Origin of the sequence: Bartonella occidentalis, from assembly GCF_037070875.1 — a bacterium.
Lineage (GTDB): Bacteria > Pseudomonadota > Alphaproteobacteria > Rhizobiales > Rhizobiaceae > Bartonella.
This window is the reverse complement of sequence record NZ_JAYMZJ010000001.1, coordinates 704,592-725,637: the sequence shown is the minus strand read 5'-3', so window position 1 is coordinate 725,637 and position 21,046 is coordinate 704,592. Positions and strand designations below refer to the sequence as shown.

At 36.6% G+C, this 21,046-nt stretch carries 15 protein-coding genes; 14 read left to right on the top strand and 1 reads right to left on the bottom strand.

Features of this window, described 5'->3' with window-relative positions:
• The first annotated feature begins 2 nt into the window (after positions 1-2).
• From WCP78_RS02985 to WCP78_RS02965, 5 genes are all read left to right on the top strand, one after another.
• Positions 3-2,186: a TonB-dependent hemoglobin/transferrin/lactoferrin family receptor gene (locus WCP78_RS02985; protein WP_336279009.1), complete on the top strand. Its 2,184-nt coding sequence runs from the start codon at positions 3-5 to the stop codon at positions 2,184-2,186.
• Positions 2,187-2,442: 256 nt separating this feature from the next.
• Positions 2,443-3,483 (top strand): hemin-degrading factor, encoded by a 1,041-nt coding sequence (locus tag WCP78_RS02980; RefSeq protein WP_336279008.1) that lies wholly within the window; start codon positions 2,443-2,445, stop codon positions 3,481-3,483.
• A 15-nt stretch (positions 3,484-3,498) separates the two neighbouring features.
• Positions 3,499-4,401: a heme/hemin ABC transporter substrate-binding protein gene (locus WCP78_RS02975; RefSeq protein WP_336279007.1), complete on the top strand. Its 903-nt coding sequence runs from the start codon at positions 3,499-3,501 to the stop codon at positions 4,399-4,401.
• A gap of 4 nt (positions 4,402-4,405) precedes the next feature.
• Positions 4,406-5,527: a FecCD family ABC transporter permease gene (locus WCP78_RS02970; RefSeq protein ID WP_336279127.1), complete on the top strand. Its 1,122-nt coding sequence runs from the start codon at positions 4,406-4,408 to the stop codon at positions 5,525-5,527.
• Entirely contained in the window at positions 5,524-6,318 is a 795-nt protein-coding gene (locus WCP78_RS02965) for a heme ABC transporter ATP-binding protein (protein WP_336279006.1), read from the top strand. The genes WCP78_RS02970 and WCP78_RS02965 overlap by 4 nt, the downstream gene beginning before the upstream one ends.
• A gap of 426 nt (positions 6,319-6,744) precedes the next feature.
• Here WCP78_RS02965 and bgtC read toward each other — a convergent pair whose 3' ends face one another.
• Positions 6,745-7,731, bottom strand: a complete 987-nt coding sequence (gene bgtC, locus WCP78_RS02960; protein ID WP_336279005.1) for a gene transfer agent tail collar protein BgtC — start codon at positions 7,729-7,731, stop codon at positions 6,745-6,747.
• 1,926 nt (positions 7,732-9,657) lie between these two features.
• Here bgtC and thiC point away from each other — a divergent pair.
• From thiC to WCP78_RS02915, 9 genes are all read left to right on the top strand, one after another.
• Positions 9,658-11,490 carry a phosphomethylpyrimidine synthase ThiC gene (gene thiC / locus WCP78_RS02955; protein ID WP_336279004.1) on the top strand — a complete coding sequence of 611 codons (1,833 nt, stop codon included), beginning with the start codon at positions 9,658-9,660 and terminating at the stop codon, positions 11,488-11,490.
• On the top strand, positions 11,487-12,437 hold the full coding sequence (locus tag WCP78_RS02950) for an FAD-dependent oxidoreductase (protein ID WP_336279003.1): 951 nt from the start codon (positions 11,487-11,489) through the stop codon (positions 12,435-12,437). Before thiC ends, WCP78_RS02950 begins: the two co-directional genes overlap by 4 nt.
• A gap of 3 nt (positions 12,438-12,440) precedes the next feature.
• Positions 12,441-12,638: a sulfur carrier protein ThiS gene (gene thiS, locus WCP78_RS02945; RefSeq protein ID WP_336279002.1), complete on the top strand. Its 198-nt coding sequence runs from the start codon at positions 12,441-12,443 to the stop codon at positions 12,636-12,638.
• 4 nt (positions 12,639-12,642) lie between these two features.
• A complete protein-coding gene (locus WCP78_RS02940) occupies positions 12,643-13,416 on the top strand; it encodes a thiazole synthase (protein ID WP_336279001.1) in 774 nt (257 codons plus the stop codon).
• The gene (locus WCP78_RS02935) at positions 13,413-14,018 is read left to right on the top strand and encodes a thiamine phosphate synthase (RefSeq protein ID WP_336279000.1); all 606 of its coding nucleotides are present in this window, start codon (positions 13,413-13,415) and stop codon (positions 14,016-14,018) included. The genes WCP78_RS02940 and WCP78_RS02935 overlap by 4 nt, the downstream gene beginning before the upstream one ends.
• On the top strand, positions 14,009-14,752 hold the full coding sequence (locus WCP78_RS02930; protein WP_336278999.1) for a hydroxymethylpyrimidine/phosphomethylpyrimidine kinase: 744 nt from the start codon (positions 14,009-14,011) through the stop codon (positions 14,750-14,752). Before WCP78_RS02935 ends, WCP78_RS02930 begins: the two co-directional genes overlap by 10 nt.
• 134 nt (positions 14,753-14,886) lie before the next feature.
• Positions 14,887-15,714: a uracil-DNA glycosylase gene (locus WCP78_RS02925; RefSeq protein WP_336278998.1), complete on the top strand. Its 828-nt coding sequence runs from the start codon at positions 14,887-14,889 to the stop codon at positions 15,712-15,714.
• Between the two features lie 75 nt (positions 15,715-15,789).
• Entirely contained in the window at positions 15,790-18,417 is a 2,628-nt protein-coding gene (gene pepN / locus WCP78_RS02920; protein ID WP_336278997.1) for an aminopeptidase N, read from the top strand.
• Between the two features lie 270 nt (positions 18,418-18,687).
• A complete protein-coding gene (locus WCP78_RS02915; protein ID WP_336278996.1) occupies positions 18,688-21,015 on the top strand; it encodes an ATP-binding protein in 2,328 nt (775 codons plus the stop codon).
• Positions 21,016-21,046 lie beyond the last annotated feature (31 nt).

Below are 21,046 nucleotides of genomic sequence, written 5' to 3'. Positions count from 1 at the left end.
TCATGCTAATGAAACGAAAAAATATCTACAGAAATTACGTGATTTTAAGTGCACTGTCGGTCTGTATACCTTCATTTGCTTTTGCACAAGGTAGTGATAAGGATTCTGTAACTGAGCTCAAGCCAATTATTATTGAGGGAAAAAAAACAGAAGACGCTTTTGGTTCAGTGACCATTCTAACTGATCGTATAACTGCTAAGGATATTAATGCAAAGCAAATAAATGATATCTATGATATTAATCAGCTTGATCCATCTGTATCCTACAATCCCAAAAATAATAGTATCGTGATTCGTGGTTTGGATGCAGACCGTATCCTCACAACAATAGATGGCATTACTCTTCCATGGTTTGCAGATATAGTGCGTGGGCAAGGTGGAAATACAACATTTGACTTCAATGCGCTTTCTACCTTTGATATTATTCAAGGATCAGATTCTAGTCTTTACGGGTCTGGTGCATTAGGAGGAGTTGTTGCTTTGCGCACCCTCAACCCTGAAGACCTTATTACAGGAGAAAAGAATTGGGGAGGTCTTATAAAAGGGGGTTATAATTCCGTTGATAACAGTTGGCGTGTAGATCAAGCTGTTGCAGTGCGTAGCCACCAAACGTTCTTGCTTTTCCAAGGATCTCGTTCAGAAGGACACGAACGCAAAAATATGGGAACCATAGAGGGTTATGAAAATCGGTCACGTAAAAACCCCGCTAATTTTAACCAAAATAATTTGCTTTTTAAAGTTCACCAATACTTTGGAGACGATCATAGGCTTGGTTTTACAGCAGAACGTTTTGGCTATAGTAATAACACCCACTCATTAAATGCGTCTACAAGATATGCCCCAGGTTCCGTTTATGATCAAGACCATAAACTCCGTAGCCGCCTTTCTCTTTCTTATGATTATAATGGCAATGAAGACACTATTTTTGATGCTTTTCATGGACAGATTTATTGGCAAAAGCAATCAAATAACCATATCCTGAGCGGGCATCGTGTTAGAGCTCCCAAAGGAGAATACCTTAGAGATAATATTGTGCATGATACTAATTATGGTTTAAATGCAAATACTCTTAAAACAGTGAATATTGGTACTGTTACTCATACAATAAAGCTAGGCATAAATGCTTTATCATCTAAATTTCACCATTACATGTTAGGTAAAGATAATTGTCATTTACCAGAAAATGCTCAAGGATGTGCTTTTTTGCCAGCCAACCAATCAGAGTCACCAGATACCGATAGCTATAACTTTGGTTTAGCTTTCGAAGACAAAATAGGCTTTGTGGATGACCGTTTCCGTATAACGCCTGGGATCCGTTATGATTGGTATAAGCACACCCCTCAAAAAACAGCATCTTATGAAAAAGCCCTTGTTACTGATGGATATCCTCCAGAAAGAGATGGCTCTCATTTTTCTCCTAAATTACGTGTAGAATGGGATGCTCGTGATAAAGTGACATTTTTTGTTCAGTGGGCACAAGCTTTCCGCGCACCACGCGTCTCTGAACTTTACCTTTCTTATATCAAACCTGGTCTTTATTATGTGAAGGGAGCTTCTGATCTTAAACCAGAAACAAGCAATGGCTATGATGTCGGTATAAAATATGGAGATAAAAATTTTGGTGGTTCTATCAGTACCTTTATCAATCAATATAAAGATTTTATCGACACTCTAGATAAAGGACCATCAGAAGAATTTAAATTTTCACGCCGACACTACATGAATCGTGCAAGTGTCCGTATTTGGGGTATTGAAACAAAAGCGCATTGGGTCTTGCATAGTGGTTTTCATAGCAACTTCTCCGTTTCCTATTCGCAAGGAAAAGATCTTGATAAAAATGAATATCTGAACTCTATCCCACCGTTGAAAGCAATCGTAGGATTAGGATATGCAAAAGAAGAATCTTGGGGAGCAGATGTTATGCTTACTTTCGCGGCTAAACGTGATAAGGTTGCTGCTAAAGAATCTGAATATCATCAAATTCCAGGATATAAAGTAGTTGATATCTCAGGTTGGTGGAAACCATTCGGTGAAAAAGGGCTTATTATAAGAGCGGGTGTTTATAATCTATTTAATCAAAAATATTGGAATGTATCAGATTTTCCTAGTAGCAAAGGAACAACACCAAAGGATTATTACACCCAACCTGGTCGGAACTTTAAGGTATCGTTTGTGCAAAGATTTTAGTCTTTATTCTTCAACCATTCGACTATTTTAAAAAATCATACCGATGAAATAAGTTGACTGTGTTTTTGTCATTTTTGTAGCTACAAAAAATTGAGACAAAAGCTTTAGTTATTCTTGATTTATCGGTTCCTGGTTACTCTGCTGTTGATAGTAGTATTTGTGATAGGTTGAACTGTTAGTTAATAATAGTTCAACTTGTTATTTTTGAATTATAACATTAAAAAGTTAATTCTTGTAATAATATAAGGGAATGCTTATGTCATATACAGCTGAGAAAATCATTAGCCTGCATAAAGAAAAAAAAGAAATGCGTAACCGTGATTTTGCGGTGTCGATTGGCATATCTGAAGCAGAGCTTATTGCAGCCTATTGTACAATTGGGAAAGCAAAAAGACTAGACGTTGATGTCAACACTCTTTTAGAAAATGCGCCTAAACTTGGAACAGTTATGGCGTTGACACGTAACGAACACGCCGTACACGAAATAACAGGATGTTTTGAAAAAATTGTTCAAAGCCAACATGTTCCCCTCACGCTTGGTGAAATTGACTTGCGTATTTTCCTAAAACAATGGAAATTTGGTTTTGAGTACGACATGATGATCCTTGGAAAGCCTACGAAAAGTTTGCAATTTTTTGATCCATATGGTGTAGCTGTTTTCAAACTTTATTCCAAAGACACAACCAATATGGAAGAGTGGAACTACATTGTTAACAAATTGCTTCATAAAGAGCAATCATCTGTTCTAAATATATCTTCTCCTCCTCAAACACAGTATAACACAACAAAATTAGATGTTGAAAAATTCCGAGATTCCTGGCGAAACATGACCGATGTGCACCAACTTCATGAAATTATCTCTCAACTAAAAATTAACAGACACGATGCTGTAAAATATGTTGGAGACGAATTTGCCAACGAAGTAAAAATAGACGCTATTGAAACTATGCTCAATCAGGTTGTGCGACAGGAAATACCGATTATGTGCTTTGTTGGAAACAAGGGATGTATACAAATTTTCAGTGGACAAGTCAAAAACATTAAGAAAATGGGATCTTGGATTAATATTCTGGATGAAAAATTTCACATGCATTTATTGGTTTCTGAAATTGAGAATGTCTGGTGTGTTCGTAAACCTACACGTGATGGCTATATTAGCTCACTTGAAGTTTTTAATAAAAATGATGAGATGATTATTCAATTCTTTGGCATTCGCAAGGAAGGTCAAAAAGAACGTGAAGATTGGCGCTCTTTATTAGATAGTTTTTCAAAAAGCCAAGAAATAGCAATAACTTAGAAAAGGAAACCGGATATGTTCGCATCTCTTTTGCATAGATCTTCTAGCCTTTTTTTTGTTTGTGCGCTCTTCTCTTTTGCTTGCTTTTCCAAACAAGCGATTGCTGAACTCACAGCTCATTTTCCTGAGAACGCACGAATCGTTTCTATTGGTGGATCACTGACAGAAATTGTCTATGCATTAGGAGCTCAAGATCGGCTTGTAGCTCGTGATAGTACAAGTGTCTATCCACGAGAAGCACTCAAGCTTCCTGTACTTGGCTATATGCGAACCCTTTCACCTGAAGGAGTTTTATCCCTTGCTCCAGAGGGTATATTGCTTGTAGAAGGAAGTGGCCCTCCTTCAACAATCGATATTCTCAAAAAAACGTCTATCCCTATGGTTATTGTGCCAGAAAATTATTCCCGTGAAAGTGTAATAGAAAAGATCCGTATCGTTGGAAAAGCAATTAACCGAGAGGTGCAGGCAGCTGCATTAATTGAAAAAGTGAATCGCGATTTTTTGGATAACGATACACTGTTGGCAAAAGTAACCAAACCAAAACGTGTTCTTTTTATTTTATCTGTACAAAACGGGCGCGTCATGGCATCTGGAACAGGAACAGCGGCCGATGGTATGATTAGACTTTCAGGTGGTATCAATGCTATATCAGATTATAAAGGATATAAACTCTTAAATAATGAAGCATTATTGAAAGCAAATCCTGATGTTATTCTTCTTACAAAATATGGTGGAAAATCCACTAATATTGATAAAGTTTTAGCTATACCAGCAATTCAAGCAACAACTGCAGCAAAAAATCATGCCATTAAACAAATGGATGCTATGTATCTTTTAGGATTTGGTCCACGTACTGCAAATGCATCGAAAGAAGTTATTAATATACTTTATGGCGTAAATGAAGACGGTAAGAGCTAATAAAATGGCAGATGGTACATCGATGGTGCGTACACCTGAAATACGAGAAAATAAAAGGATAGATCGTGCAAATTCAGGAAAAGTTTTATTATTAAGCTTAATATTATTTTTGACTTTTAGTATTTTTAGCGGGCTCCTGAATGGTGCATCAAATGCTTCTTTTATTGATCTGCTTCGTGTAATGCTTACGCAAGACTTTTCAGTAAGCAGTAAAACTCGTGATTACCTCATACTTATTGAGATAAGGCTTCCCCGTATTATTTTAGGAGTATTAGTTGGCGCAGCTTTGGCTGTCTCTGGGGTTCTCATGCAGGGTCTTTTCCGTAATCCCCTTGCAGATCCTGGCATTGTAGGTGTATCAGCAGGAGCAGGTCTTGGAGCTGTTTTAGCGATTGTCGTTGGTATTACTTTTTCCTCTTCATTTATATCTTTTCTTTCCTCTTCATTTATATCTTTTCTCGAGTCATATAAAGTTGTCATAGGTGCCTTTTTAGGTGGGCTTTTATCAACAATCACTCTCTATGCAATAGCTACGCGTCATAATTGCACCTCTATTGCAACAATGCTGCTTGCAGGAATTGCGCTTGGTTCTTTAAGCAGTGCTGTTATCGGCATATTAATTTTTATGGCAAATGATCAGCAATTACGTGATATTACCTTTTGGAATCTTGGCTCTCTTGCGGGTACAACATGGTTGAAAGTTTGGCTCGTTTTACCTTTTATCTGTGTTGGTCTTCTTTTTTCTCCTTTTTTATCACGAGCGCTTAATGCTCTTACTCTTGGAGAAGCCGTTGCTGGTCATATTGGTTTCCATATTCAGCGCATTAAAAATATTTCTATTCTTCTTGTTGCACTTATGTGTGGTAGTGCAGTTGCGGTCAGTGGTGGTATTGGTTTTATAGGAATTGTTGTTCCACATATTTTACGTCAACTGATTGGCTCTGATCATCGCTACCTTATTCCCTGTTCTGCTCTTTTGGGAGCATCATTACTTATTTTTGCTGATACGTTTGCACGCTTAATCGTTGCCCCTGCAGAATTGCCAATTGGAATTGTTACAGCACTCTTTGGTGCACCTTTTTTCCTTTGGATCCTCATATGCAAACGAGAGGCAAATTCTCCATGATAGAAGCAATTGATATCTGCGTTCAACGCGGAAAAAAACAAATCCTTAATAATATTAATCTTCACGCTAAAAGTGGTGCTCTTACCATCATTATTGGTCCTAATGGATCCGGTAAAAGTACTTTTGTTAAAGCGCTCAGTGGAGAAATTCCTTATAGCGGAAAAATGACCTTAAATGGCCATGATATCATCCTGACAAAAACTTATAAAATGGCAATGATGCGTGCAGTGCTACCGCAATCAACAACATTAGCATTTCCATTCTTAGTTCATGAAGTAGTAGAACTTGGCCTCTCCACAAATCAATTTACTATAGAAAAAACTGAATTGCGAAGCCTCCCCCAAAAAGCTTTAGAGCATGTTGGCCTAGCTAATTATGGTAACGAATATTATCATAAGTTATCGGGTGGAGAACAAGCTAGAGTACAGCTTGCTCGTGTACTGTGCCAAATATGGAAACCTGTTTATAATGGGATCCCCCGTTGGATGATATTAGATGAGCCTATTGCTAATCTCGATATCCAGCATCAGCTCATTGTTATGGATATCGCTAAAAACTTTGCCCGTTGTGGCGGTGGCGTTCTCGCTGTGCTGCATGACCTTAACCTTTCTGCACATTATGCAGATAAACTCATATTATTTAGGGAAGGAAAAATTTACTGTGAAGGCAATGTCTCTGATGTTTTAACAACGAAAAATTTGCGCGATGCCTATCATTGTTCTTTAAGAGTATCTGAATTACCCAAAGAGGATATTCCTTTTATATTGCCACAGACAGCATCCTTTCTATAGAGTGAAAATCTGTTCAATGTCAAAAAATAGTCTTTCATATAAAAATGCAACCTAGGTTGTGTTATTTTAAACTTAACCCCTTCCTTCTTTATAACAACGTTAATATTATAAAAAGTGTGCTTCTTTTATTTTATAGCTCTAAGAAATACACTATCCAAAAAGAAATCTTAAACGAAACATTTAGTGCTAAATTTTCAATGATTTCATTAATCTCTCCCCATGACATTACAAAAAATAACTTTCTACTGTTCATTCATAAAATTACATTCACCATTATAGATATTTCCAGTTTTCAATTGCAAAAAATACTGAAATATCGTTTCATAAGATTAAAAGCGCATAAATCTTTATGCGCTTACATAAAAATAACGCGAATTTGCTCCGCGTTAATAATCTCAACAGCCAATAAATTATTAATCAAAAAACTCATGATTTTATAGCATAAACAACCGTTGCATTCACAGGTCGTGTTTCTTCTCCACCTGTTGAAGAAATGGTTGCTTTATGCGTATGGGTACCAGAAGAATGTGTTTCCTTTGCCCACGGGCTGTAGTTAAAAGCAGGATTTCTCCCACCAAGTGGACCACCGAATTGGTTACGACTAATGTTCGTGTCACTATAGTCGTGTTTATGCTCTCCCTCCTCTTCAATGGTACAATCATGTGTATGTGATTTTATGCTATCTTGTTGCTCATTTGCAAAGTTTCTATTTGGATCTAAACCCCGACCATCATCAAAGCCACGTAAAAACATCCCTCTAAAATCAGGAACTTTAAAAGTTGTATCACTGTCTTTACCCCATTGATCACCTATTGCCTTGAAAAGCTCCGGATAATCTTCACGTTCATAGGTAGCACCGTTGCATAAAAGCCAGCCTCCTGGCACTTCTTGCATAGCAAATGTGGCAATAAATCCAGAAGGAAAAATTTTTATTTTGGGTAATGGAATAGGCGTAGGATTTAATAAATACCAACCATCATGATCTTCCATTGAAGCATTATCATTATATACCATTTCATAAATACCACCTGCCTGTAGTTCACCTCCTTTTAATGGTATAACACCTGTATCGGTTGCTTTATAAATAGGCTTCTCCCCTAAATTATTAACGGCGACTGTCGTCGTACCAATATTTTCTCCACTTGCCTTAAAACGTACAATGATATCATTTTTATATTGAGCTATAGGTGAAACCGTTTTCAAGATGATCGATGTTGTCTTCTCTTCCGTATTAATCATAAATTTTGAGTCAATAGAACCGCCATTATCTGCAAGATATTCACGCACACGCTGCATCATCGCACGTGCACTATCATTGACAGAACTAGGCGGCTGACCCTCTGCCCAATTAATGATATCATCTGAATTAGCATTTTTATCAGCCATCAGCGACCAATCGTAAATATCAGACATTATAAAAGCCCCCGTTCTTCTTAATAATTCTCTAATAACTTTTTTCTGATTATATGAGGCAACCAATTGCCTTCTTAGTAGATAAAAAATAATAGCGTTTACTCGAAAATACGCATCAAAGTGCAAACACTTCTTCTCTTATTGGTTTGTGGTATATCATTCTCTGTCATACCGAGTATATTATTGGTTTATTTTTGTTCTCTTCGATAAATAATACTAAGCTCATCTCCCCCTTTTTTACTAAAATTAATATGAATATATTCGTTTACAATATAATCGTCTCATTTTGTATTTACTTCTTATTATTACCTCACTGGAGCTACATAGTAGCATTCTGACATCTTCTAATCTTGTTGTAAAACTTATCAATATGGCTTATAAAATTCCTTGCTATAACAATATAATCATCATTGTATGTATTTTTCTATGATCCAAATAAGAAGCTTTAATACATTGGTACAATCTTAATGAAGTTACTTGTATTACTGACATTTTTAATGCTTCAAAAACTATTTAATCAATAATATCTTGGCGCCGTCTGTGCGTATGTTTTACCTATATACTTTGAAAATTATATAAATAACCCGCTCTCTTGACTTTGCATAACAAGACTTTCATGAGTTATTTCGCTTTGTCTTTATCAAAACAGCTTATAACTTTTATTGACAATTATTTGGATTAAAAAATCTAAGAAAATTTTCTTCAGCTTTTTAAATTACCACTGATCACATTTGCTTCTACACGCAAATATCTCTTTCAAATATATCCTTTTTTCATTAAGCCTATTTCCTAAGGGCTAACTTCCACTTGGTTTACACCCTCTTGAACGCTTCTTTCTCTTCGATCTAACAGATACCGAAGAAACCTTATAAGTAAAGCACACTTATGGAAATGATGCACTTAACATTTGAAAGACACATCACACGTTTTTCCTCTTAAACTAAAAGTATTTGATTATAATGATAAACGCTTACCCAATACTAATCTTGTAAGAAATAGATATGCCTCTTCTCCCCGAAGATTAGCTTACCACACCTATTCATCCTACATCTCGCTCATCATTTGTAAGTATTCTACTATATTTAGAATTTTTTTGCAAGGGAAATAAACCAATTCTTTTAAGTAGCATCTGCAGTTATTGGAACTTTTCCTAATCACATAATGTTGAAGTAAATGCTTACCAAACCATCCTTATAACTGCTTCTACCGTTATTAATCTAGAAACACAAAATGAATTTATAAAAATGCCATAAAGGGAAACAAATAACCAGGAAATTAAACCTATTTTTAAGTCAAAAGATTTTATACCTCTGTTTTGACTTTCCAACGCAGCATTTTGATCTCTATCTTTTTTATTATTTTCACGACTTATAAAGATCCCAATGATATCTCTTTCGATCAGCTTACTTTCACGTTTCAAATTAAATTTTTTACACAACAACAGCTGCAATAACTGTCGCTTGATTAACTTTTAATATTTTTGTGATGTTTAACGATATTTTGATAATATCTTATAAAAACAAAAGAAAGCGACTCCACGCTTCCCTTCTTTTCAATCTAACTCTTTTTACTTAAGAAAACAGACATTTTTTTGAATATTTTAAATATCTTTTAAACCACACAATCACTTTTTTTACAAAAGTTCATCAAAATCGTTTAAAATGTGTCTTTGTGATTGACAATATAGGTATTTAAGCCAAACATGTCAGTACTAACAAAATTTTTAAGGGGGGGATGTTAATGCAAATACTATTAAAACTATTGCATCTATTTTCAGTGAAATTTCTTAGACTTTATAAAGTATGTTCTTGCATAGTGAGATATTTATTCACTTTTAAGCCCAAGCACACATGATCGATATTTTAAATATATTTCCATTAACATCTTAACCTGTTTTTGAACTATGTGTCTATAAGGAAAAAGTTTGTGCAAAAAAATACTCCATCAATCAGTTGCAACCCCTTTCCCGCTTCACGCAAAATTTATCAACAGAGTCTTCTCTTTTCTGATGTACGCGTCCCATTTCGTGAAATTTCATTAACCGATAATAGTGGTGAAAAACCTTTAAATATCTACGATACTTCTGGCCCCTACACTGATAAAAATATAATAATTGATATTACAAAAGGTTTGCCAGCAATTAGCTCATCTTGGCTCTCTAAGCGTGCTGATACTGAATCTTATCCTGCTCGAGTGGTCAAACCTGAAGATAATGGATTTGCCTATAATAAAAATTCTACACCAACTTTTGAACAAAATCGACCTATTTTACGAGCAAAAAAGGGTAAAGCTGTTACACAAATGGCCTATGCACGTGCAGGCATTATTACCGCAGAAATGGAATATGTTGCTATCCGAGAAAATGAAGGACTAGCAGTAAAAGACCAGCAAAAAACACAATCATCTGAAATATATAATGGATCAATTCCAGAAATTTACACTGCAGAATTTGTTCGCAATGAAATTGCTTGTGGACGCGCCATTATCCCCCAAAACATTAATCATCCAGAATGTGAACCTATGATTATTGGGCGCAACTTTCGTGTTAAAATTAATGCCAATATTGGAAATTCAGCAGTTACTTCATCTATGGCAGATGAAGTAGATAAAATGGTTTGGGCTATTCGTTGGGGAGCAGATACAGTTATGGATCTTTCAACAGGTCGAGGGATTCACAATATTCGCGAGTGGATTATTCGAAATTCTCCTGTTCCCATTGGAACTGTTCCAATTTATCAAGCACTTGAAAAAGTACAAGGTATTGCTGAAAATTTAACATGGGATATTTTTCGTGATACCCTTATTGAACAGGCAGAACAGGGTGTTGATTATTTTACCATTCACGCCGGATTAAGATTACCTTTCATTCCTCTTACCATTAATCGCACAACAGGGATCGTTTCACGAGGTGGTTCTATTATGGCAAAATGGTGCCTGCACCATCACAAAGAAAGTTTTCTGTATGAATATTTTGATGAAATTTGTGACATTGCACGCATGTATGATATTTCTCTTTCATTAGGAGATGGATTGCGCCCTGGCTCCATTGCTGATGCAAATGATGAAGCTCAATTTGCCGAACTTAAGACATTAGGAGAATTAACAAAAGTTGCATGGGAAAAAGACGTACAGGTTATGATTGAAGGGCCAGGCCATGTAGCAATGCACAAAATTAAAGAAAATATGGATAAACAGCTAGACCTCTGTCATGAAGCACCTTTTTACACTTTAGGCCCCCTTACAACTGATATAGCTCCAGGATACGATCATATTACCTCAGCAATTGGTGCAGCTATGATTGGGTGGTTTGGCACTGCCATGCTGTGTTACGTAACGCCTAAAGAACATTTAGGACTGCCCGATAAGGATGATGTTAAAACAGGTGTGATAACTTATAAAATTGCGGCTCATGCTGCTGATCTTGCTAAAGGCTTGCCTAGAGCACAATTGCGCGATGATGCTCTCTCACGCGCACGATTTGATTTCCGATGGCATGACCAATTCAACCTTTCTCTTGACCCAGAAACAGCCTGCGCTTTTCATGATGAAACAATGCCTAAAGAAGCTCATAAATTAGTACATTTTTGTTCTATGTGTGGTCCAAAATTTTGTTCTATGCGCATTTCTCACGATATTCGTGATGCAGCAGCAAAAAAAACAAAAGATGAAGGTATGGTTGCAATGGCCGAAAAATATAAAAAGAATGGTAAACTTTATGTAGAGACTGTTCCTACTCAAAAAGAGAACATAAACAATTGAAGAAGATTCTTATCAAAGGTGCAGGTGTAGGTGGTTTAACAGTTGCCTTTATGTTACAACAAAAAGGTGTTTCTGTTACTGTATCAGCTCCACCTCATTCTCCTATTGGCACTGCGAGTTGGTATGCAGGAGGAATGCTAGCACCTTATTGTGAAAGAGAAAATACTGAACAAATTGTTGAAGATCTTGGTATACAAGCTGTGCAATGGTGGAGCGAAATACTTCCCAATCTTGTAGAACAAAAAGGCACTTTGGTCGTTGCACCTATGCGGGACATGATAGAACTCGAACGATTCTCGGCACATACACACAATCATAGAACCATAAATAATACAGAAATAGCTCTTCTTGAACCAGATCTTGCAGAACGTTTCAACTGTGCTCTCTTTTACGAAAGTGAAGCACATATTGATCCTCGCAAAGCGCTTATCACTCTAAAAGAGAATCTCATAAAAAATGGAGCGTATTTTGTTGATATAGAAGTATCTGAAACAAATTTTGATATTATCATTGATGCAACGGGTATAGCGCGTTTAAAGAAAGATAAAAATATACGAGGTGTGCGTGGGGAAATGTTACTCGTCCGCAGCACAGATATTAAAATTTCTCGTCCAATTCGCCTTCTTCATCCACGTATTCCACTCTACATCGTACCCCGACAAGATAATATTTTTATGGTTGGGGCTACAATGATTGAAAGTGATTTCAATGGTGCTATTTCGGTGAGATCCATGATGGAATTACTTAATGCTGCCTACACTTTACACCCCGCTTTTAGTGAAGCAGAAATTATTGAATCTGGAGTTGGCATACGACCCAGCTACCCTGATAATTTTCCTCATGTATACAAACATGATAACCATATTTTTATTAATGGATTTTATAGACATGGTTTTCTTTTATCTCCAGAAATGGCAAAACAAGCGATAAAATTGGCATTGGAGTAGAACATGCAAATATTTGTCAATGGTGAAATAATTCAAACAGAAATTATTTATCTCAATTTATTGCTTGAAGAATTGGGTTATGAAGGGGATTGGCTGGCCACCGCTGTTAATTCTGAAGTTATTTCCGTAGATGCACGACGCCAATTTATCTTGCATGAAGGAGATAAGATTGAAATTTTAAGTCCAATGCAAGGAGGCTAAAATTATGCTAAATCTTTATGGATGCAAATTTTCTTCCCGTCTTATGTTAGGTACAGCTCAATATCCTTCACCCAAAGTTCTTCGTGAAGCCATTCATAAATCTGGTACAGAAATTGTGACAGTTTCATTACGCCGGGAAACTGCAGGAGGAAAGCAAAGTGGACAGTTTTGGCAATTTCTTGCAGAACTTAATGTTACAGTACTTCCCAATACTGCTGGTTGTTACACCGTTAAAGAAGCTGTTACAACCGCCCAATTAGCACGAGATCTTTTTAAAACGGATTGGATTAAACTTGAAATTATAGGAAACTCCGATACCTTACAGCCGAACGTCTTTTCCTTAATTGAAGCAGCACAAATTTTAAACAAGGAAGGTTTTAAAATTTTTGCTTATACAACAGATGATCTCATTGTAGCGGAAAAACTTTTAGATGTGGGCTGCCGAGCTATTATGCCTTGGTGTGCTCCTATTGGTTCTGCTAAAGGTCCTCAAAATACTGATGGACTGCGTTCTATCCGCGCTTATCTTCCAGATATTACCCTTGTTATTGACGCTGGTATTGGGCGCCCATCGCATGCTGCTATTGCTATGGAACTTGGTTATGATGCAGTACTACTAAACACTGCAGTTGCTAAAGCAAATGACCCTGCCCTAATGGCTGAAGCCTTTTCTAAAGCTGTTCAAGCAGGACGTATGGGATATAAAGCAGGCATTCTTGAAGCGCGCAATATAGCTGTTCCTTCAACACCAGTCATTGGCAAAGCAGTGTTTTCATGAAATTAGATCCTTTTTATCTGATAGTTGATAATGCTGATTGGGTTGAACGTTTAGTTCCTTTTGGTGTCAAACTCATACAATTACGTATGAAAAATGAAAGTCACAAAACTATCAGTCAACACATCAAACGAGCTCAAAATATATGTGATAAATTCAAAGCACAATTAATTATTAATGATCATTGGACTATAGCAATTGATGAAAAATGCAATTTTATTCATCTCGGACAAGAAGATCTTAAAAATGCTGATCTTTCCGCAATTCGTAGAAATGGTATAAAATTTGGCCTTAGCACACATGATGAACATGAATTAGATATTGCATTGTCTGTTAATCCTGCATATATCGCACTAGGTCCTGTTTATCCAACAATTTTAAAAAAAATGAAATGGATGCCTCAAGGCTTAGAAAAAATCAAAAAATGGAGAAAACGGATCGGTGTTTTACCTTTAGTTGGCATTGGTGGTTTAACACCGGAACGCGCAATTGGTGTTTTACAAGCAGAGGCAAATAGCGCTGCTGTTGTAACTGATATTATTCTTCATAAAAAACCTGAAAAACGTGTCCAACAGTGGATAAAGGCAACACAAGCATGGCGATAATGCCTTCCATTCTTATTGTAGCAGGTACTGATCCAACAGGGGGAGCTGGTGTTGTTCGTGATATAGAAACAGCTGCCCACTTTCAAATAAAAGCAAGTTTAGCTATAACTTCCATTAACGTACAAGATGATAATCATGTTGTTGAAATTGTTCCAATGAGTGGAAAACTTATTGCCGCGCAAATGCGCATAGCTCTAGAAGCTAATCCGATCAGTGCAATAAAAATCGGTATGACAGGTACCCAAGAGATTATAGAAGAAATCTGTAATGTATTAAAAGACTATCCTCATATTCCAGTTATTTTTGATCCTGTGCTTGTCGCCTCTTCAGGAGGAAAACTGACAACAGAAACAATTATAGACGTTATAATTAATGAACTTCTTCCTCACGTTGATCTCTTAACACCCAATATGGGAGAACTTGCCCTCCTCAGCCAAAACTCATTAGCATTTCATCATGAAGAAGCGATACAACAAGCAAAAAAACTTCTGTCATTTGGTTCACGCTATATATTGGTAAAAGGTGGACACGCAAATGATCCTCTTGCCATTGATAGTTTAGTTAATAAATCTGAGGTGATAAACATTTCTACTCCACGCTTAACAGTAACAATGCGTGGAACCGGTTGCATTTTATCAAGTGCTATTGCAGCACATTTAGCTTTAAATGAATCTATAATTGAATCCGTAAAAAAAGCAAAAACATATGTTCATACATTGCTTTTAAACCATTAAATTAGCGTCATATCTCTTCTTAATGCATACTTTATTAGTTATTCTCATTAAAGATTGGTAATAAACTATCATAAGACTTGAAGAATAGTTCTGTCTGGTCTATTCATTGATGGATTGATTATCAAAAAAATGCAATGTTAAACCAAACACAGTCCACGATTTCCTATGAAGAACTTTTAAGCTTTTATAAAGAAAGTGGTGTTGATGCTGTCTTAAGTGATACACCTATTAACCGCTTTGGCCAAGCTGTTTTTTCCGAAAAAAAATTCAAACCAGCAATTAATATTTCCCATCATCAACAAGCTCCATCAGCCATAAAAAAGCATAATGATCTGCCGCATAAGCCCGATATTAAGCAGCACACGCTTTCAGCTATAGAGATGGCAAAAAATGCTAATACACTTGATGAATTGAAATCTGCACTTCTTGCCTTTAATGACTGCTCATTAAAATTAACAGCCAAAAATACCTGTTTTGCAGATGGAACAGCAGGAAGCCCACTTATGCTTATTGGAGAAGCGCCAGGACGCGAAGAAGATATACAAGGTATTCCTTTCGTAGGAAAAGCAGGTATATTGCTTAATAAAATATTGGCATCAATTGGTCTAACAAGGCAAAATGTTTACATAACAAACACTATCCCATGGCGTCCACCAGGAAATCGCACACCAACACCAAGAGAAGTCGCCTTATGTCGCCCTTTTGTTGAACGACATATTCAACTCGCTAATCCTCGTATCCTTATAGCATTAGGGGGAGTTGCTACACAGTTTCTTACTGGAGCTCAAACTGGAATTATCCGAACGAGAGGAAAATGGCTCACTTATGTAGGAGAAAGAGAAATAAAAATTCCTGTTATGCCAACCTTTCACCCAGCCTATCTTCTACGAACGCCCAGTCAAAAAAAGCTAACCTGGATAGATTTTTTAGAAGTAAAAAATTATTTAAATGAGCTCTCATAATTATCTAATCTTACTTTACCTCAAAATATAAATCACTTTTTTATTTATACTCTTAAAATATAGTTAGGAAATATTATGGAACAAGTTAAAACACCTGTTTATCGTTTGGAAGATTATCAGCAAACCCCCTATGTTATTCCAAAAACAAAGCTTCGCTTCTGTTTAGAACCAACAAAAACTTATGTGACAGCAACATTACTGATTGAACCTCGTCAAAACACAAAAGAAACAAAACCTCTTGTCCTTTCTGGTGATGATCTTACATTAATTTCTGTCGCCATTAATGGGCAAAAACTAGATAAAAGCGCTTATAAAAGCACTCCTTCAAATCTAGAAATTACATCTCCACCCGAAACTCCTTTTACATTGGAATTGGTCACAGAACTTAATCCTGAACGCAACCGTAAACTTATGGGACTTTATCTTTCAAATGGTGTCTATTGTACACAATGTGAATCAGAAGGGTTTCGTCGTATTACTTATTTTTACGATCGCCCAGATATTCTTTCTACTTACACAGTAGAAATTGAAGCAGATTCTCAAACAATCCCCATTTTGCTTTCCAATGGTAATCTTATCAAAGCGGGAAATCTTGATAATAACCGCCATTTTGCTGTCTGGGAAGATCCTCATCCCAAACCATCCTATCTTTTTGCATTAGTTGGCGGAAACCTTGATAAATTGGAAGATCATTTTACCACTGTATCTGGCCGCCGTATCAAACTTGGTATTTACGTGGAAAAAGGAAAAATTAAACGAGCAATCTATGCAATGGATGCACTCAAACGTTCCATGCGTTGGGATGAACAGTGTTTTGGACGCGAATATGATCTTGATGTTTTCAATATTGTTGCTGTCTCAGACTTTAATATGGGTGCAATGGAGAATAAGGGACTTAATGTCTTTAATGATAAATATATTCTTGCAGATTCTGAAACAGCAACCGATCAGGATTATAGAAATGTTGAACGCGTCATTGCACATGAATATTTCCATAATTGGACTGGAAATCGCATTACCTGCCGTGATTGGTTTCAACTTTGTTTAAAAGAAGGACTAACAGTTTATCGTGATCAAGAATTTTCTTCAGATCAAAATGTCCGTAGCCTACAGCGCATTGAAAACATAAGAACATTGAAAGCTACACAGTTTGCCGAAGATGCTGGCCCCCTCGCTCATCCCGTACGTCCTCGTCAATATAGCCAAATCAATAACTTTTATACCACGACTGTCTATGAAAAAGGAGCCGAAGTCGTCCGAATGATACACACTATCTTAGGTTCCACTTTATTCCGTAAAGGTATGGATCTCTATTTTAAACGTCATGATGGACAAGCTTGCATAATTGAAGATTTTATAGCCTGTTTTTCTGAAGTCTCTGGTAAAGACTTCTCACAATTCATGTTATGGTATGAACAAGCTGGCACACCCCATGTGAAAATAGATAGCCATTATAAAGATGGTGTTCTAACGATTCATGCACAACAACATATACCAGCAACACCACAACAAAGCATAAAAAAAGCGATGCTTATCCCTATTGCGTTTGGTCTATTAGGACATAACGGGGAGCCACTAATTTATGAATCTGATACAGATATTGAATCAGATGTTATGCTTCTATCCAAAGAAAACCAGACATTTACATTAAAAGGACTTCGTGAAAAACCTGTTTTATCGCTGCTCAGAGACTTTTCTGCACCTATCATTCTAGAAACCCCATTTAATGAAAGCGAGCTGATCTTTCTTGCTCAAAATGATAGTAATCAAGTTAATCGCTGGCAGTCGCTTAACCGTTTAATGACACAAGCATTAATTCAAGTCATTCAAGATAAAACGCTAGAAAAAGCGGCCATGCCCTCTACTTTGCTAAAATTGATTGAAACTATTGTCACAGATGAAAGACTTGAGCCAGAGTTTCGCGCATTTTGCTTAAGCTTACCTAGTGAAGTTGAGCTCGCTAACATAATTAGTGAAAATATTGATCCAGACCGCATTCATTATGTGCGCAATCAGTTTTTAGTTTCTATCGCACATACCCATCAGGAGCTTTTCACAAAAATTTATGCACAAATGCAGATTACAGAGCCCTATTCACCACACACTGTGCAAGCTGGGAAACGAGCACTACGAAATATTATACTTGATTATCTTTCTATTGCAGAATCTAAACCAAATCGTGCTGCCACACAATATGCGATAGCTGATAACATGACTGACCGTATGGCCAGTATAACCATTTTAATGAAGCACTTTAGTGAAAGTGAGCAGGCACAAAATGCCTTAAATGATTTTGAAAATCGATATAAACATGATCCTTTGGTTATGGATAAATGGTTTTCTATTCAAGCAATGGTTGCTGGAGCATCAACTCTTGACCGTGTTAAAAAACTTATGCAGCATCCGCTTTTTTCACAAGATAATCCTAATCGTGTACGCGCTTTAATCGGTGTCTTTGCATCTAATAACCCCACAGGCTTTAACAGAGTTGATGGAGCATCTTACCATTTTCTTTGCCAAATTATTTTAGAAATTGATAAAAAAAATCCACAGCTTTCTTCACGATTGCTAACAATGATGCGCTCTTGGAGACAATTAGAACCTATTCGGCGACAAAAGCTTGAAACTGCATTAAAAACAATTGCAGATACTTCTCATTTATCAAGTGATGTGGCAGATATAGTCAGTCGTATACTCGCTTAAAAAATATTTATAATCAATATGTTATAATATTACTTTGAAAGTTCTTAGATAACAGTAAACCCATAAACAGGAATTTTAAACTTGTTTATGGGTCACAGTTGATGTTTGTGTCTATTTTCATATATCATATGCCCATAAGGGTAAAATTATTTTTCCCAAAAAAAAGACTGGACAGAAGACTCCTGTTTTGATTCATTATACCTATGGAGTTACTAATAAATGTTGAAGCAGTCTTTTAGTCACATTATTTTATAATTAGAGGAACCAGAAATGGCTAAATTGGACGCATATAATGCGCCAACAGAATTGCATGCCGCTTCAAAATCGAGCGCTCAAAACCGCAAGATGCGGGCAGCATACGTCAATCTGCTTTTTGGTTCAGCTTATAAAAAACTTTTATTTATTGAGCCTTGGCTGCGGCGTTCTATTCCAATCGTAATTATTTTATTCCTTGTTGTGCTCGCAATTATACGTTTTGTTCTAATCTATGATTGGCGCCATACAATTGATAAAAATACGCACTCGACCATAGCACTTTTAGCTACTCATGTTGCTAACCTAATTGACCGCGACTTACTTGCTACTCCTCAACCAGAAAAGGCTGCTGTTCTTTCTCACAATCATTTGCAGAGTATCCTTACTAATTTTTATAATCAAGGCCTCATTAATACCAGCATTGTTATCGCTATAGTAGATAAAAAAGGGATCGTTTTAGCGTCATCAAACTCAGAGATAATTTTAGGAAAACCTTTACAAGACTTTATCTCTGATAGTATTGCTTTACGATCTTTAGGGAAACATGCTGGCACAATGCAAATCACAATCGAAAAGGATAATCCAGTACTCGCTTCTTTTAGCCAAACAAAAAATGGACAATATGGTGTATTTGTCGGTGAAAAAACGCAACATACCTATATGGAATGGCGCAAAACTTTTTCATTAAATATGACCCTCTTCATAGCAACTGCTGGTATTATTCTGGCTCTTCTTTATGCTTATTACAATCAAATTGTACGAGCACGCAATACGGATATAATTTCAGAAAAAATCCAAAACCGCATTGATATGGCAATGATGCGTGGACGCTGTGGACTATGGGACTGGAATATGGCAAGTGGACGTGTGTATTGGTCACGGGCAATGTACGAAATGCTTGGCTATGTGCCTCAGGATGCACTACTATCAATTTCCCAAATTACCGCCATTATTGATCCAAATGATGCTGATTTTTTTGATCTTGCTCAAGAATTAATGAGCGGTAAAAAAAGACATATCGATATTAATGTTCCCATGCGTCATGCTGATGGTCATTATGTATGGATGCGTATCCGTGCCGAAGTTACTGAAGAGGAAGAGCCACATTTAGTTGGTATTTCCTTTGATATTAGTGAACAGCGTCAATTAGCTGAACAAACAGCACAAGCTGACCTCCGTATACGCGATGCTATTGAAAATATTTCAGAGTCTTTTGTATTATGGGATTCAGAAAGACGCTTAGTTATGTCCAATAGCAAATTTTGCGAATATGCAGCTATCCCTAAACAAATTTTACAATCAGGTATTCAACGTGCAACCGTTGAAGCCATGGCGCGCCCTGCAATCAGTGAGCATCTCCTTAAAGATGATGGTGCTGGTAACTTAACCAGTATTCGCCAAACTGCAGATGGCTGTTGGCTTAAAATTAATGAACGACGTACACAGGATGGAGGACTTGTTTGTATTGGCACAGATATTTCTGAACTTAAACAACAACAAGAAAAATTTGAAGACAGTGAAAAGCGCCTTTTTTCTTTTATTCAAGAACTGAAACGTGCGAGAGGAAATGCTCAGCAACGTGCAACAGAAGTCGAAAAACTTAACAAAAGCTTGAAAGAAGAAAAAGAGCGCGCAGAAAGTGCAAACAAAGCAAAATCAGAATTTTTGGCTAATATGTCTCATGAATTGCGTACTCCACTTAATGCCATTCTTGGTTTCTCGGATATCATGTTGCAATCCACTTTTGGTTCTCTTGGCTCACCACGTTATAAGGAATATGTACATGATATTTATAGTTCAGGAACCCACCTTCTAACCCTTATCAATGATATTCTTGATATGTCAAAAATAGAAGCTGGAAGATTTACCCTTGATTGTAAAAATATAGATCTTGAACCCATCATAAGTGAAGCAGTACGAACACTCACGCCACAAGCACAAGAGAAAAATATTTCCGTCACAACTAATATTGTTCCAGAATTGCATGCTGAAGTTGATAGCCGCGCCATGAGACAGATTTTTCTTAATATCATCTCTAATGCTGTTAAATTTACACCTTCTGGTGGCAGTATTGATGTCTGCGCTTTTCAGAAAAAAAATAATCTTATTTTTATAATTAAAGATACAGGTGTTGGCATCCCTCAGTCAGCAATCAAAAAACTCGGTCAACCATTCGAGCAAGTTGAAAATCAGTTTACTAAAACTCACACCGGTTCAGGCCTTGGACTAGCCATTTCACGCTCTCTGTTAGAATTACACAAAGGAAGTCTAGAAATTACCTCTAAAGAGATGAAAGGAACAACTGTAACCATTACCATGCCAATTCAACAAAATACATCTTAAAAAAAAATTACATTTTTTTATTATCATGGTA